The sequence below is a fragment of the Psychrobacter pygoscelis genome, assembly GCF_004335015.1.
Classification (GTDB): Bacteria; Pseudomonadota; Gammaproteobacteria; order Pseudomonadales; family Moraxellaceae; genus Psychrobacter; species Psychrobacter pygoscelis.
The window spans coordinates 851,851-866,656 of sequence record NZ_RQRU01000002.1; the positions used below are offsets into that span (position 1 = coordinate 851,851).

At 46.3% G+C, this 14,806-nt stretch carries 13 protein-coding genes; all 13 read right to left on the reverse strand.

What is annotated here, in order from left to right:
- Positions 1 to 74: 74 nt before the first annotated feature.
- Entirely contained in the window at positions 75 to 797 is a 723-nt protein-coding gene (locus tag EGV92_RS08285) for an ABC transporter ATP-binding protein (protein WP_131668728.1), read from the reverse strand.
- The gene (locus EGV92_RS08290; RefSeq protein ID WP_242678655.1) at positions 797 to 1,636 is read right to left on the reverse strand and encodes an arylesterase; all 840 of its coding nucleotides are present in this window, start codon (positions 1,634 to 1,636) and stop codon (positions 797 to 799) included. The genes EGV92_RS08285 and EGV92_RS08290 overlap by 1 nt, the downstream gene beginning before the upstream one ends.
- Before the next feature lie 790 nt (positions 1,637 to 2,426).
- A complete protein-coding gene (locus EGV92_RS08295) occupies positions 2,427 to 3,731 on the reverse strand; it encodes a valine--pyruvate transaminase (RefSeq protein WP_131668729.1) in 1,305 nt (434 codons plus the stop codon).
- A 130-nt stretch (positions 3,732 to 3,861) separates the two neighbouring features.
- On the reverse strand, positions 3,862 to 5,118 hold the full coding sequence (locus EGV92_RS08300) for an MFS transporter (RefSeq protein WP_131668730.1): 1,257 nt from the start codon (positions 5,116 to 5,118) through the stop codon (positions 3,862 to 3,864).
- A 342-nt stretch (positions 5,119 to 5,460) separates the two neighbouring features.
- Entirely contained in the window at positions 5,461 to 5,715 is a 255-nt protein-coding gene (gene nqrM / locus EGV92_RS08305) for a (Na+)-NQR maturation NqrM (RefSeq protein ID WP_131668731.1), read from the reverse strand.
- A gap of 117 nt (positions 5,716 to 5,832) precedes the next feature.
- The gene (nhaD, locus tag EGV92_RS08310) at positions 5,833 to 7,383 is read right to left on the reverse strand and encodes a sodium:proton antiporter NhaD (protein WP_131668732.1); all 1,551 of its coding nucleotides are present in this window, start codon (positions 7,381 to 7,383) and stop codon (positions 5,833 to 5,835) included.
- Between the two features lie 349 nt (positions 7,384 to 7,732).
- Positions 7,733 to 8,833, reverse strand: coding sequence for an FAD:protein FMN transferase (locus EGV92_RS08315; protein ID WP_131668733.1), 1,101 nt, complete (start codon positions 8,831 to 8,833; stop codon positions 7,733 to 7,735).
- A 157-nt stretch (positions 8,834 to 8,990) separates the two neighbouring features.
- Positions 8,991 to 9,791 carry an SDR family NAD(P)-dependent oxidoreductase gene (locus tag EGV92_RS08320; protein ID WP_131668734.1) on the reverse strand — a complete coding sequence of 267 codons (801 nt, stop codon included), beginning with the start codon at positions 9,789 to 9,791 and terminating at the stop codon, positions 8,991 to 8,993.
- Positions 9,792 to 10,066: 275 nt separating this feature from the next.
- Complete coding sequence (gene nqrF, locus EGV92_RS08325) at positions 10,067 to 11,302, reverse strand: NADH:ubiquinone reductase (Na(+)-transporting) subunit F (RefSeq protein WP_131668735.1); 1,236 nt, start codon at positions 11,300 to 11,302, stop codon at positions 10,067 to 10,069.
- 102 nt (positions 11,303 to 11,404) lie between these two features.
- Positions 11,405 to 12,013, reverse strand: a complete 609-nt coding sequence (gene nqrE / locus EGV92_RS08330; protein ID WP_131668736.1) for an NADH:ubiquinone reductase (Na(+)-transporting) subunit E — start codon at positions 12,011 to 12,013, stop codon at positions 11,405 to 11,407.
- Positions 12,013 to 12,684 carry an NADH:ubiquinone reductase (Na(+)-transporting) subunit D gene (locus EGV92_RS08335; protein WP_131668737.1) on the reverse strand — a complete coding sequence of 224 codons (672 nt, stop codon included), beginning with the start codon at positions 12,682 to 12,684 and terminating at the stop codon, positions 12,013 to 12,015. The genes nqrE and EGV92_RS08335 overlap by 1 nt, the downstream gene beginning before the upstream one ends.
- A gap of 1 nt (position 12,685) precedes the next feature.
- Positions 12,686 to 13,585 carry a Na(+)-translocating NADH-quinone reductase subunit C gene (locus EGV92_RS08340; protein WP_131668738.1) on the reverse strand — a complete coding sequence of 300 codons (900 nt, stop codon included), beginning with the start codon at positions 13,583 to 13,585 and terminating at the stop codon, positions 12,686 to 12,688.
- Positions 13,566 to 14,801, reverse strand: coding sequence for an NADH:ubiquinone reductase (Na(+)-transporting) subunit B (locus tag EGV92_RS08345; RefSeq protein WP_131668739.1), 1,236 nt, complete (start codon positions 14,799 to 14,801; stop codon positions 13,566 to 13,568). Before EGV92_RS08345 ends, EGV92_RS08340 begins: the two co-directional genes overlap by 20 nt.
- Between the last annotated feature and the right edge of the window lie 5 nt (positions 14,802 to 14,806).

Here is a 14,806-nt window from a genome sequence, read left to right on the forward strand (position 1 = left end):
CTATTCAATGTTTGACGGGAGTCTGATAGGATTGCCCCCTTCCTTTTCCAAAGGAAGGGCTGGGGATGGATTCTCTAACCTGCCACCCGACCATCCACAATAGTAATCACCTGATTGGCATGCTCAGTCAAAGCAGGGTCATGGGTCACCACCACCAGTGCCGTGCCAGATTGCTGTTGCAGCTCTAACAGTAAGTTCATCACTTGCTGCGCGTTTTGCTCGTCCAAATTTCCGGTAGGCTCATCGGCAAAGATAATTTTTGGCTTTGCCACTAACGCGCGCGCGAGGGCAGTACGTTGTTGCTCCCCGCCAGACAGCTGATGCGGCAGGCTGTCACGGCGATGCGTTAGCCCAACGGCAACGAGTAATTCCTCGACCCGATTGGCGTCAGAACGCCGAGCAATATCCAGCGGAAAGGCGATGTTTTCAGCTACCGTCAGTGTCGGCAGTAAATGAAAAGATTGAAAGACAAAGCCCATATCTTGCTGGCGCTTTTGTGCCAAAGCCTCCTCACTCAGTTGGGTTAAGTTTTGATTGTCCAGCCACACTTCTCCTGAGTCAGGATAGTCTAGCCCAGCGAGCAGTCCTAATAGGGTGGATTTACCCGAACCAGATTTACCCATAATCACTGCAAACTCACCAGCAGCGATACTGATATCTATCCCTTTAATGATATCAATACGTTGGTCACCGACCGACACGCTTTTACTAAGATTGTTGGCGTGAAGCAATGGTTGGCTGTCTGGCTTATGGTTTGATGTGACAGGGTTTGTCTTAACGTCGAGCGTAGCAGTCATTATGAAGTCTCAGCAGTGGTAGCAGTCGATAATTGAGTGTCAGGCGACGATTGATTTGAGTCAAGCACTTGCGCCAGTGTGGGCTTAAGCACAGGCAAGATGTTGTCATTGACGATTATTGTATAACCGTCCTTGGTCGGGTGGATAGCATCGTCTTGGTTCAGCTCACGATCGGCGGCCACGCCATCTAAAAAGAACGGAATAAAGGCCACGCCAGTGTCTTCAGCGATACGTGGGTAGATATCTGAGAACGACTTAACGTACTCATTGCCCATATTGTCATAGACTTGCATGCCGCCCAAGATGACCGTACTGCCGCCCGCTTGCAGGCGCTCAATGGCGGTGCGGATATTTTTCTCGATCATCGCTACCTCAATACCGCGCATAGCATCGTTTGCGCCCGTGGTCAAAATCGTAATATCGGGCTTGGTCTTCATCACCCAGTCTAGACGGTTGACCAGGCCAGTGCTGGTTTCACCGCTTAGCCCTGAGTTGACGACTTTCGCATTGACATAACCGGCTTCATGAAGCGCGGCCTCTAACTGCGCAGGATAGCTGTCTTGCTCTGCTACGCCAAGCCCTTCGGTAAGCGAGTCGCCCAGCGCTAGGATAGTAATAGGCTGGGTAATCGTTTGCTCCGCACTTTGCGAATTGTTTTGCGCGCTATTTGTACTCTGAGCAGTGCTATCTTGAGCAATAGCCTCTTGATTCGCGCTGTCCTGAGTGGTTGTGTCTGGTGCAGGCTGGCAGGCCATCAGTGACAGGCTACTAAATATGGCTAAGCTCAAATGCTTTATTGAGGTCGAGTGCATAGGGTGCTTTCCTTTAAATCTTGTCATGACGCTGTCCCAACTGCTTAGATAATACCAACATAACGACTGCGCTACTGACGGTCATTATTTATAGTCAACTTAAAATAAAAGTGTCAAGAATAAATTCTAGCGTGAAACTAGTATAAGTTTTATTAGCTTGCTGCAGCTTCACAGACATAGGCGTCGTAAAATTCATCCCAGTTTTGCTTATATTCTGTTAATACTCTTTAAAAATAAGCCTACTACATAGTAGCGTTTTATTGGCCTGTTCGCTGTCTAGAATTGGTTATGGCATGAGAGAGTTAAAGTTAGCCATATAAGAGTAGGGGAGAGGTAACAAGGGATACTAAGTCAGACGATTAAACGCGCTTCTATAGTAGGATAGATTGGCAATCAATCAGAGCGTTAGTTAGCTTTGCTTAGACTGGCGCTGTTCGCGTTGGCTGAGATTGATACTATCTGAGGGATCTTAAAAATAGAAAGTTTTTTGGCAGGCGTAGAAGACTTGTAGTGGTGAGGCTTTGATTTAGAAGTGTCTGATAGATCTGAGTTAATACGCAAACGCCAATAGCTTATTGAAATTAGCGTATTAACCGCTCATTTTTATTCCTGAATTAAGATAAAAGCGCTAATCTATACTCTGGTCTAGCAGTTTACAAGCTTCTGCTTTTCCTTCAACGCCATCACTATCAAGCGCTCTATCAGTCGCTTCGTTATAGGCGTTAAAGAGCTTTGCTTTGATGGCGGCCGATGTGCTTTAAGGCGTCTAAAAACATGACAATCTTCTTTTATCTTCAATATCGTATTCGGTAACGAGCTAACGATGATCATACAGCTCACGCACCACTTCGCCGATGACTTTTATACCCGCTGTTAGCGTTTGCTCATCGGCAGCGATACTCATGCGGACACATTCATAAGCATGTGGGAAGCCCTCGATATCCAGTCCCGGATAGAAATATTCACTCGGTACGATGAGCGTGTTTTTGGCTTTCAGTCGATCATAAAGCTCAGTCGTAGTGATGGGCAAATCTTTGAACCACACCCAAAGGAATATAGCGCCTTCAGGCTTGTGGATAAATACTGGATAGTCGCCAAGTTCAGCTTTTATCAGGTCGACGGCTCGTTTGGCATTCTTAGCATAAAAAGGCTTGATGGTATCATCACAAAGCTGCTTTAGCGTGTCATCTTCAAATAGCGGCGTGGCAACAGCAGCGCCAAAGCGTGTTGGTGCTAAGTTCACCACAGCATTCATGCTACTGATGGCTTTAATAACCTCAGGATGAGCGACAACGATGCCGGTACGTACGCCAGGCAAGCCAATTTTGGATAGGCTAAAGCACAGGATGGTATTGTTATCCCAATGCAGTTTTACATTAGGGTAGATGACATTGGGAAACGGCTCACCGTAAGCATTATCGATAATAAGTGGTACATCGTACTGCTTGGCGATATCGACTAGGGTGGCGATTTCTTCATCCGTCAATACGTTACCTGTCGGGTTGGTTGGACGAGAGCAGCAAATCGCGCCAATTTCACCGTTTTTTAATGCAGGAAGGTCACGCAGGGCATCAAAATCGACACGATATTTATAAAATCCTGACTCGCCTTCATGAGTGACCTCTTCAATCTCTGGTTTAATAGCGATGAAGTGCTTGCCGTCTATCTGAACATCGCTGTAACCCACATATTCGGGGGCAAGCGGTAGTAAGATAGACTTAGTGACCGTCTCGCCGTCGTCCGCTGCAAATTGACCACCAAATAGGTTAAACAAATAAAAGAAAGCGTTTTGCGAGCCATTGGTCAGCGCGATATTGTCGCGGGTCAATTGCCAGTCATAATGCCGATGAAAAAAATCGACCAAGGTATCGATAAATTTGGCATCGCCTTGCGGATTTGAATAATTGGTAATCGACTCAATAGCCGAGCTACCTATTCCGCCAGCCCCTAAAGAATTATAGGCCTTTAAGTAGGCTTCGTTTACCTTATCAATGCGCGCAGGATTACCACCACCTAGTAGATAAACAGGCGTCTCACTACGCAGTGCATCGCCCAAGTCATCCATAATCTGCGAAAGGCTACTGGGCTTGGTGAATTGTTGACCGTATTTTGAAAACTTCATAAGAGCGTTGCCATGATAGTTAAGTAATAAGAAAATTGCCCTCAGTATAACAAACCTTCGGTACAAGTCTTTACTGGCTTAGCCAGCAGTGCTGACTCAATCGGTGGTTTTAGGCCTTGATATCTTGTTTTTATTCAGTAGCTTTACCATCAATCATAATGGGTCTGCTGGCGAGCCAAGCCATACCTACATTGAGGACCATGAGAATGAGTAAGAGCAGGAGCGGCGTATCCCAATTGCCCGTTTGTTCGTGAAGCCAACCAGTACCTAGTGGGCCAAAAAAGGCGATTAGGTAGCCAATGGTCTGGACCATGCCGGACAGTTTACTCGCCTGATGGGGGGTATAGGTGCGCAGCGAAAACAACATCATACATAAGGTGAATATTCCCGCACAGCCGATGCCCATACAGGCAGACCAAACTCCTGCTAGCGAGATAGGCAAATAGGCTATTCCTAATGCACCAATGACATTAAAGAGAGAGGCTACCACTGCCACTATTTGGATAGATATCCCGCGTCTGATCACCCAAGTCATACTGATAATAGCAATGGGGGCCATAAACTGAAAGACCGAGGCCATATGACCGGCTTTAACTTGATCAAGGCCTTTACCTGCCAAGATTGAAGGTAAAAAGCTAGCGACGATATAAAACATTACCGATTGCAAACCCATAAACATAGCCATCTGCCAAGCCAGCTTTGAGCGCCAGATAGCAATGTCTTCACTGGCGATGGTATCCATTGATTGCGGGAGACGATGTGAGGAGCCAAGCTTGACGCGTAATAGTATCCAAAAACCTATCGCTAAGATACCTAGCCCTGCCCAGCCGCCAAGCGCCCACTGCCAGCCGACCTTCGTCGTTAGTGGATACAAAACCCCAGCAATCAGACCAGCGACCAAGGTCATGGTCAGACTAAATATCCCCGTGATTAAAGGAATGTTATTGGGGGTGCGCTGCTTGATAATCGGCGCGGCTAAGGTATTGGCGAAGCCGATCGCTAATGACAACATCATAGTGCCAATCAAAAATCCTGTCCAAGTGTCCCATACCGATCGCAGTACAATACCCGCTGTCAGTAGAGTCAACATCACGATCAGCGTATTCTCTAAGCCAAAACGCTTGCCAATAGTCGGAGAAACCAACGCGCCTAAGGCGAACATTAGCATCGGTATGGCACCAAGCCATCCAATCTGAATCTCGGAGATCTGTAGCGCATCTTGTACCACAGGAGCGATGGAGCCGAGCGCAACGATAGGCGAGCGCATATTCGATGACAGTAGCATAATAGCAACGAGTACTAGCCAGAAGGTGAGTCGCGGTGACGGTGTGGCTTTGGCGGTAGTCGCTGCCTTATCAGACTGAGCAGAGCGGGAATATTGAGACATAAATAACAGACCACTTTTAAGATTTTAGAAGTCAATTAAGGCGGAGCAAAGGCGGAAGGACAAGTGGCTTAGAGCACCTTAATGACCGGATCAGTTTCAGCAAAAAACCATCGCCTTGATAGCGATGGTTTAATAGCCGATTGGGAGTGTCTTGTGAAGCTAACTATTTGGTGACAGGACGACAATCGGATAATGACAGTTATCAAGTTACTGGTAGGGCAAACAATAAAGTCAGTAGCGGTATTAGTAGAGACATCAATAGAGAAGCGCTTCGACTACGCAGCGTTAATTTTGAACGCGTATTAATAGATTATAAAGTCAGATTGTTAGCTATGAGCTACTTTAGACAGCAGATCTACCCAGTTGTTTGGCTTTATCAGCATTAATCTGTGCTTTTTGCGCTTCAGTAATACTGTCGCATTTATTGGGGTCATCGCCGCAAAACTGGCAAGTCTCATCACCCATAAGATTGGCCACGCGTCCGCAAGAGCCACGTAGTGGTTCTTTTTTGATCATATAGCCAATGCCCATGAACAAAAAGAACAGCACAAATACAGCAAAGGTAATGGCAAGCATGGGAAGCAGTTGGGTTAGCATAAGAGCACCTAATGACAATAAATGTAATACTCGGATAGCAATGGCTTGGTAACAGATTTGACTTAACCAAAGCTACGCATGAGTAGAGTCACAGACTTTAGTATAGCAAACTCCGTACTAAATGACATGGATGAGAACGTAACTGGCTGCCCCTGCTAGATAGCCGACAAGCGCCAGACCACTGATACGCTTAAGATACCAAATAAAGGAGATTTTCTCCATTCCCATAGCGGCTACGCCCGCAGCAGAGCCGATGATAAGACAGCTGCCGCCTGTCCCCGCGCAGTAGGCCAAGAAGTGCCAAAAAGCCCCATCTTGCAGAAACTGGCTTTGCCGTGTCAGCTCACTACCGCTCAGTCCCGTCATCGCCCCTTGATCCAATAGTGGATACATCTTCATAGCGCCCGCGACTAGAGGGACATTGTCTACTAGTGAGGATAGCAAGCCGATTAATACATTGATGACATAAAGGTTGCCAAATGTACTATCGAGTAGGTGCGCCATATCGGCCAAATGACCAGCAGTAGCGAGCCCTGAGACTGCCAGTAATATCCCTAAAAAAAACAAAATACTGGGGATATCTACTCGCTGTAATACCCCAACGACAGTAACGTGCTGCTTGACATACCAATCTTGGTGACGGTGGGTAATCTCGGTGAATATCCATAATATGGCCACACCAAATAAAATCCCCATATAGGGTGGTAGATGCGTTAACGTCTTAAACACAGGCACAAAGGCTAATGCACCAAGACCCAGTGCTAACACAGCGCTGCGCTGACGACTACTAATAGGCAAGTCGTTCGGCTTTTCGTTAATATTAGTGGCTTCGCTGCCTTGAATAGCTTCATTGCCACTGGCGTGATTACTGGTAGGTAGCGATGAAGCCATTGAGTCGTTGGGCGATAAGCTAGTATTTGCTGCTGCTATCACAGGTTGCCCTTGACCTAAGTAATTGCTACTTGAGGCTTGCAGCACAGCTTTTTCTGGAGTAGGACGGTAGACTTTTTGTCCCTTGAACATCATTGTCAAGATAGCCAGCGGCACAGTGGCGGCGATCAGACTGGGTATAATAAGGTCGATAATAATGCGATTAGCGGTAATCTGATTGCCAATCCACAGCATGGTGGTGGTCACATCACCAATGGGTGACCAAGCACCGCCCGCATTGGCACAAATAACCACAATTCCGGCGAACCACCAACGCAGCTGCTTATCACCGATAAGCTTGCGAAGCAGTGATACCATTACGATGGTGGTGGTTAGATTGTCCAGAAGTGCGGAGAAAAAGAAGGTTAAAATGCCGATGATCCACAGCAAGGTCGTGGCATTGGTGGTCTGAATGCGACTGGTGATAGCGTCAAAGCCATCGTGAGCATCGACCAACTCGACGATAACCATAGCCCCCATCAAAAAGAACAATATCTCCGCAATCTCAGCCAAGTGATGGCGCAGCTCGGTATTAATCAAGGCAGAGACGCTATGAGCGCTGTTAGTGGCCTCACTGACATGAGGTGCTAGCAAAGTATCGGCACCAATCACGAGCAGTGTCCAGATAACCACGGCTGTAAATAGCGCCGAGGCCGCCTTATCAATATGGAGGTTATGCTCCAATGCTATTGCTAGATAACCCAATACAAATACCACGGCCATTAGACTATAGATCATGTCGTGTCCTTTTTTATTGTTATTCTGGTCAACTGGTCTTAATTTTTCAGTCGAGCTGTCCCTAGGGCTTATTCTTAGTCTTCTATTCTATCGGGTATTTGATGACGATTGTGGCATAATTGTTTTATATACCTAGTCGTAATTTTTATAGTTGTGACTTTGCGTCTTATTCTTTTTACTAATTTATCCTTCTGGTATGAGAGTAGTATAGAGCCAACAGTTGGATGCAAACGCTCATAGAGTAGCGAATAGAGGAATTTTGCTCCCCCTCTATTACTAACTCTCCTTATTTCGAAATATCCTTACATAACCAACCGTTGGCTAAATAGTCAGAAAGCTCATATTATCTTTAATGGGCTTTATTACTTCTACGAAAAGCCTCCATAGCTGGAGTCTCTATCACTTGCCAATCTTCGATATTATCCGTCTCAGTATTGAGACCTGCCCGAGGAACGACAAACAACGCCGCTAGATTCTGCTGGCTAGCGACGTCTAAGGCTTGCTCATAAGGCATGGCCGTCAGCGCTGTTGCCCATGCGTCTGCTAATGCCACAGAGTCCGCAGCGACCGTTACCGAGGGGGCGCCGCCTCTGACAGGAGCGCCGCTAATAGGATCGATGGTATGGCTATAGCTAACACCGTTGAAGATGACTCTGTTTCGATAATTGCCGGAGGTGGCTATGTGCATTTGCTGCTCGGCGTGATCAGGCTGCCTGATAACAGCAATGGTTTTTCGATTGCTGACCGTACTATCAGCTAGCGGCGCATCTATAGCAATCTGCCACGGTCGCTGTTGGTCATTGACCCCTGAGGTTGCGACCTCACCCCCAATCTCGACCATATAATTGGTAATCTTGTAGTCATTTGCTAATACGCCTGCAATAGCATCGACCCCATAGCCTTTAGCAACAGCAGAGAAGTCAAGAGCGACACCATCTTTGTCTTTACTCAGTTTATTGTCAGAGAGCTTGATACCATCAAAGTCGATGAGGGCATTTGCAGCAGCTATAGCTTGCTCAGTGGGGGGATTCTGTAGGTGATCCACGGTCATCTTACCGCCAAAGCCCCATGCTTTGACCAACGGCATGACGGTAGGATCAAAGGCACCTCCAGACTGAGTGTAAACCTCTTTCGATACGCTCAAGACCTTGATAAAGTCGGGGTCTACAGTCAATGGCTGTCCGGCTGATAAGCGATTAAAAGTTGAAATGGTAGAGTTGTCTTGATAAGTCGACATGCTGTCATTAATCTGGATGAGGCGCTCATCGATGGCTGCTTTGATATCGTCTGCATCGGCTTTGCTAGGCTCCATATAGAGGATATGATAACTAGTACCCATGGTTTCGCCTTCAATATAACCGTATTGTGGAGACTGCTGACAAGCGCTAAGCGTGAATATATAACAACAAGAAAAACACACCGCAGTGCAGATTTTAGACAGGGCATTCATAATAATTCAATCCAAACTTTGAATGGCAATTAGATAAATAAGAGACAATAGACTCAAGTAAAACAGAAGAGACAGCACAAAAAAGAGAGCATCTTAATCGATACTCTCTAGCTAGTTTACCAAATAAAAAGTTGAAGTTTGTAACTCAGCACAGGGATTATTTTACGGTTGATTGCCGGACCAATTTATATAGTCTTGTAGGAGATAAATTATTCATCATTAATGCTAGCTTTTCCTTAGGGCCAGCTACTACGATATATTCTTGACCTTTATTAAGGGCCTTGGTCACATGTTTGGCGAAATCACGAGCACTAATCCCTTGATCGGTGGCAGTGTCCATAGTGCCTTGTGGTTTGCCGTCGCCTGTCAAGGCATTGATCGATACATTGGTCTGGATAAATCCTGGAAAGATAGTCGCTACTTGAATGCCTTGATCATACAGCTCGGCACGTAAGCTATTGGCCCAAAGATGAATGGCGGCTTTAGCAGCACTATAAGCACCGCGGTACTGAGTACCTATCAAGCCAGCCACGCTTGAGACCATCACCACCTTCCCCCCACCTTGAGCAATCATATCTGGCAGTACCAATCGGGTGAGCCTAGTCTGAGCAAAGTAATCGACCTCCATAATCTTGCGCTCGACTGCCTCAGAGGTCTCCATAATCAATGAGCGTTGGCTAACACCAGCATTATTAATCAGCCAGTCTATTTGTCCAGTTTGTGCTTTGAGTAAGCGATATGCTTCTTTGGTCTCTTTTTCATTAGTAATATCAAAAGGAATAACGAGGTGTTTTTTACTATTTTTGCAGCGTTTTTTTACAGCTTCTAGCTGCTCATGGTTACGACCACTAAGGACAATCCTAGCGCCGCGACGGGCGAATTCTACTGCCAGTGCTTCACCAAGTCCGCTTGAGGCACCCGTTATCCAAATGGTTAGTTTTTTAAACTTTATCTTCATAAGGGTCCTTCCTTATTACTTATTGAGAGGTGACTACTATGTCTAATTATGACTACAAACATGATTATAAAAAGGCAGATTTCTTAGCATAGCGGTTTTACGGTGAATAATCGACTCATTTTTAATGCTGGATGGTCAATCAGCCATAGTCCTAAAAGACTTACAAATGACTGATAAAATTCATGCCCATTAAAGGCTATCCAAAAAAATAGCCTTCACAAAAAAGGGCATCACTAGGATGCCCTTTTTATTAATGAACTGACTTGAGATATTGTTTAACCACCAAAGTCATCGAGTAGGATATTTTCATCTTCAACCCCAAGGTTGTGGAGCATATCGATAACCGCGGCATTCATCACCGGTGGCCCACACATGTAGTACTCACAGTCTTCTGGGTTTGGATGGTCTTTTAGGTACTCTTCGTACAAGACGTTATGGATAAAGCCAGTGTAACCTTCCCAGTTGTCCTCTTCTAGAGGATCAGATAAGGCCACATGCCATTCAAAGTTGTCAAACTCTTCTGCGAGTTGGTCATAGTCTTCGACATAGAACATTTCGCGGACAGAGCGCGCTCCGTACCAAAAGCTAATCTTACGATCTGAGCTTAGGCGCTTAAGCTGATCAAAGATGTGTGAACGCATTGGCGCCATACCAGCACCACCACCGATAAACACCATTTCAGCTTTAGTATCTTTGGCGAAGAACTCACCATAAGGACCAGAGACGGTCACTTTATCACCAGGCACTAGGCTAAACACCCAAGAGGACATCTTACCTGGTGGGATACCTTCAGGGCCACGAGGTGGTGGACTAGCGATACGAATATTAAACTTAATAAGACCTTTTTCTTCAGGATAGTTGGCCATCGAGTAAGCACGGATGACAGGCTCTTCGACTTTAGACACGTACTTGAACATGCCAAATTTCTTCCAGTCCTCGATGTATTCATCGCTGATGTCAAAGTCTTCATAACGCACTTCATGTGGTGGCGCTTCTAGCTGAACATAACCCCCAGCGCGGAAGTTCACCTCTTCGCCTTCTGGAATCTTTAGTACCAGCTCTTTAATGAAAGTCGCAACGTTATCATTAGAGATAACTTCACACTCCCACTTTTGCACATCAAAGAACTCAGGATCGATCTCGATTTTCATATCCTGTTTGACCGCCACTTGGCAAGCCAAGCGCATATTATCGCGAATCTCACCTTGAGTAAAATGGCCTTCCTCAGTGGGCAAAATAGAGCCGCCACCTTCAATGACGCGGCAGCGGCACTGTGCACAAGTACCACCCCCACCGCAGGCAGAGGAGAGGAATATCCCTTCATTGGCAAGCGTTTGTAGTAGTTTACCACCAGCTGGTGTGACCACATCATTGTCGGGATTATCATTGATATGGATGGTAACATCACCTGAGCTGACCAGTCGTGAGCGAGCAGCCAAAATAATGGCGACCAAGCTCATGATGATCAAGGTAAACATGGCGACGCCACCAATTGCCGTAGCATAATCCATGAGAAGGATCCTTAATCTATGGTCATAACCTGTCTATTGCAAAATTTATGGGTTATGACCTTTATAAATGAGTTGAATAGCTAAATAACCAGTTTTTAAGGGTTATATGGACATACCGCCAAACGACATAAAGCCAAGTGACATGAGGCCTACCGTAATAAAGGTAATGCCTAAACCTCGGAGTGGGGCAGGGATGTCAGAGTACTTAAGTTTCTCGCGGATACCAGCCAGCGTGGTAATCGCCAAGGCCCAGCCAAAGCCAGCACCGACACCGTAGACAACCGATTCACTAAAGTTGTAATCACGCTCAACCATAAATAGTACACCACCTAAGATGGCGCAGTTTACGGTAATAAGTGGTAAGAAAACCCCGAGTGCGTTGTACAACGCCGGTACAAATTTATCCAAGAACATCTCAAGGATTTGGACGGTTGCCGCGATAAGGCCAATGTAGCTAAGTAAGCCTAAGAAGCTTAAATCGATATCAGGGAATCCGGCCCAAGCTAGTGCCCCATCTTTTAGGATGAACTGAAAGAGTAGGTTGTTTAGTGGCACGGTAATGCCCATCACTACGATAACTGCGACGCCAAGACCGATAGCGGTAGAGACCTTCTTAGAGACGGCCAAGAAGGTACACATGCCTAAGAAATAGGCCAACGCCATATTCTCGATAAAGACCGAGGTAATAAAAAGACTAAGATAATGACCCATTAGTGACCCCCTCCGTGCGCCATGCCTTTAGACTGAGGCTTCATCACGTATTCTGGCTCTTCAACTTGTTCAGGCTTCCAAATACGAATAATGGCAATGAATAATGCAATAATAAAGAACGCTGAAGGCGGTAATAGCAATAAGCCATTAGGCACATACCAGCCACCATCAGTGACGGGCTGTAAGAGCTGAATGCCAAACCAGCTGCCGTTACCTAATAGCTCACGAATTGAAGCCACGAACAGCAATACTGCTGAATAACCCATACCGTTACCGATACCGTCTAGGAAGCTTGGCACAGGTGGGTTGCTCATAGCAAAGGCTTCAGCACGGCCCATAACGATACAGTTAGTAATGATCAAGCCGACGAATACCGATAGACCTTTACTAACGTCATAAGCCACTGCTTTTAACACCTGATCGACCAAGATTACCAGTGAGGCAATAATGGTCATCTGAACAATAATTCGAATACTGGACGGAATCTTGCTTCGAATAATAGAGATAAAGAAGCTTGAAAATGCCGTTACCAAGGTCAATGCCACACACATTACTAAGGCATTTTGCATGCTCGTCGTAACGGCCAGCGCCGAGCAAATACCCAATATCTGTAGCGCGATAGGGTTATTGTCAAATATCGGCGTGGTTAAGATACTTTTTGGATCTGCCATATTAGGCCTCCTTGTCGCTGGACTGCAGCGCTATAGGCGTGGTTTGGCGCGGCTGACTTAGCATGGCTTGAGTATCCCCTGACACCTCTAAGCTTTTACCGCTTTCTTTACGTAAATAATCTAGATAAGGCTTGTAGCCTTGCTCACCGAGCCAAAACTGAATCATATTACTCACGCCGCGGCTGGTCAAAGTCGCACCGCTAATACCGTCGACCCAGTTCTCTTTGGGGTTACCAGCTTTGGTAACACCGGTCGCGACATTGCCTTCATCATCATAAGATTGGATACCATCCCACTGGGCACGCCATTTTGGCTCTTCAATACGGGCGCCAAGACCTGGGGTCTCTTTGTGAGAATAAAAACTAATGCCTTTGATAGTGTTTAGATCACTCTCTAGTGTCAAGAAACCATAGATAGTACCCCAAAGCCCGTAACCTTTAATAGGTAAGACGACAAGCTCAGGATTACCACTAGCGTCTTCTTTAACATAGACTTTAGCGTATTTAGGTTTCCGGCCAATTCCCGCCGGATCGTTATCGCCTAAGTCTTCGCTAAGCGCTTGGTTCTTTGCCGCTTGGCTATCATCATAAGTGTTGCGGTCAGCGATACCGACTTCGGCCAGCTCCTCATCACTTAAATAATTACCTTGATTAAGATCGACAATCTTGACATCAAAGTCCGCAAAACGCTCAGCAACATCATCATTAGTATCCTTTTCAGGATCGAATAGATCAGCGGCGACTAAGATATTTTTGTTGCGGTCAAGACGGCTATTTTCTACCTGTGCTGGCTTTAGCCCCACAGCGACTGCAGATACCAATACTGAGCAGACCAGACAAAGTGTTAAAGCGACACTGAGGGTCTTAGCATTACTGTTAGATTTAGTCTTGGGCTTGGACATAGCGAACCCTCCGTGCAGTTTGGCGTTTGATATTTGCTTGGGTTACAAAATAATCAAACAATGGGGCAAATAAGTTGGCAAACAAGATGGCAAGCATAATGCCCTCTGGGAAGGCTGGGTTGATTACGCGAATTACGACGGTCATAAAACCAATCAAAATCCCATAAGCCCAGCGGCCTTTATTGGTATGCGCGGCTGATACGGGATCAGTCGCCATAAATACCGCACCAAAGGCAAAGCCACCAATGACCAGATGCCAATAAAATGGCAATTGCATCATAAGGTTGTCATCACCGCCCACTAAATTAAAGATAAGAGAGGTAATAACCAGACCTAGTACACAGCCTGCCATGATGCGCCATGAGGCGATTCGAGTCCATAGCAGACCAATAGCGCCAATCAGGATAGCTAAGGTAGAGACCTCACCGATACTGCCTTGCATGTTGCCTAAGAAGGCATCGGCCCAAGTGATGGCATTGCCATACACGTCGACGAACTGCTCGGGAGTCACACCAAGTGCGGCTAGCCCTAGCGGCGTAGCACCAGAGAAGCCATCGACCGCGGTCCATACCGCATCACCTGACATGTAAGCAGGATAGGCAAAATATAGGAACGCACGACCCGATAGAGCAGGGTTCAAGAAGTTTTTACCCGTACCACCAAAGACCTCTTTGGCCACGACGACACCGAAGCTAATGCCTAAGGCCACTTGCCATAATGGAATATCAGGTGGTAGGCACAAGGCAAATAGTACTGACGTTACAAAGAAGCCTTCGTTAACCTCATGGCCGCGAACGACAGCGAATATCATCTCCCAGGCGATACCTACGGCAAAAGTGACAATGTAAATGGGCAAAAATTGCATGGCCCCATAAACAAAGCATTGCCAGATACTATCTGGGTTGTAGCCCACCATATCGGTGATGATAGTGCGCCAGCCATCCGGTTGAAGACCAAGCTGGGTAATCGCAGTCAGTGCTTGATGACCGACGTTATACATACCCCAAAACATCGCTGGGAACGTACATAACCAGACGGTGATCATGATGCGCTTTAGATCGATACCATCACGAACATGCGCCGCGGAATGCGTCGTAATATTGGGTTGACGCAAAAAGGTATCGAGGGCTTCAAAAACGGCGTAGTACTTTTCGTATTTACCTCCTTTGGCAAAGGATGGTTCCATACGATCGAACATATTGTGTAAAAATTTCATCTAAG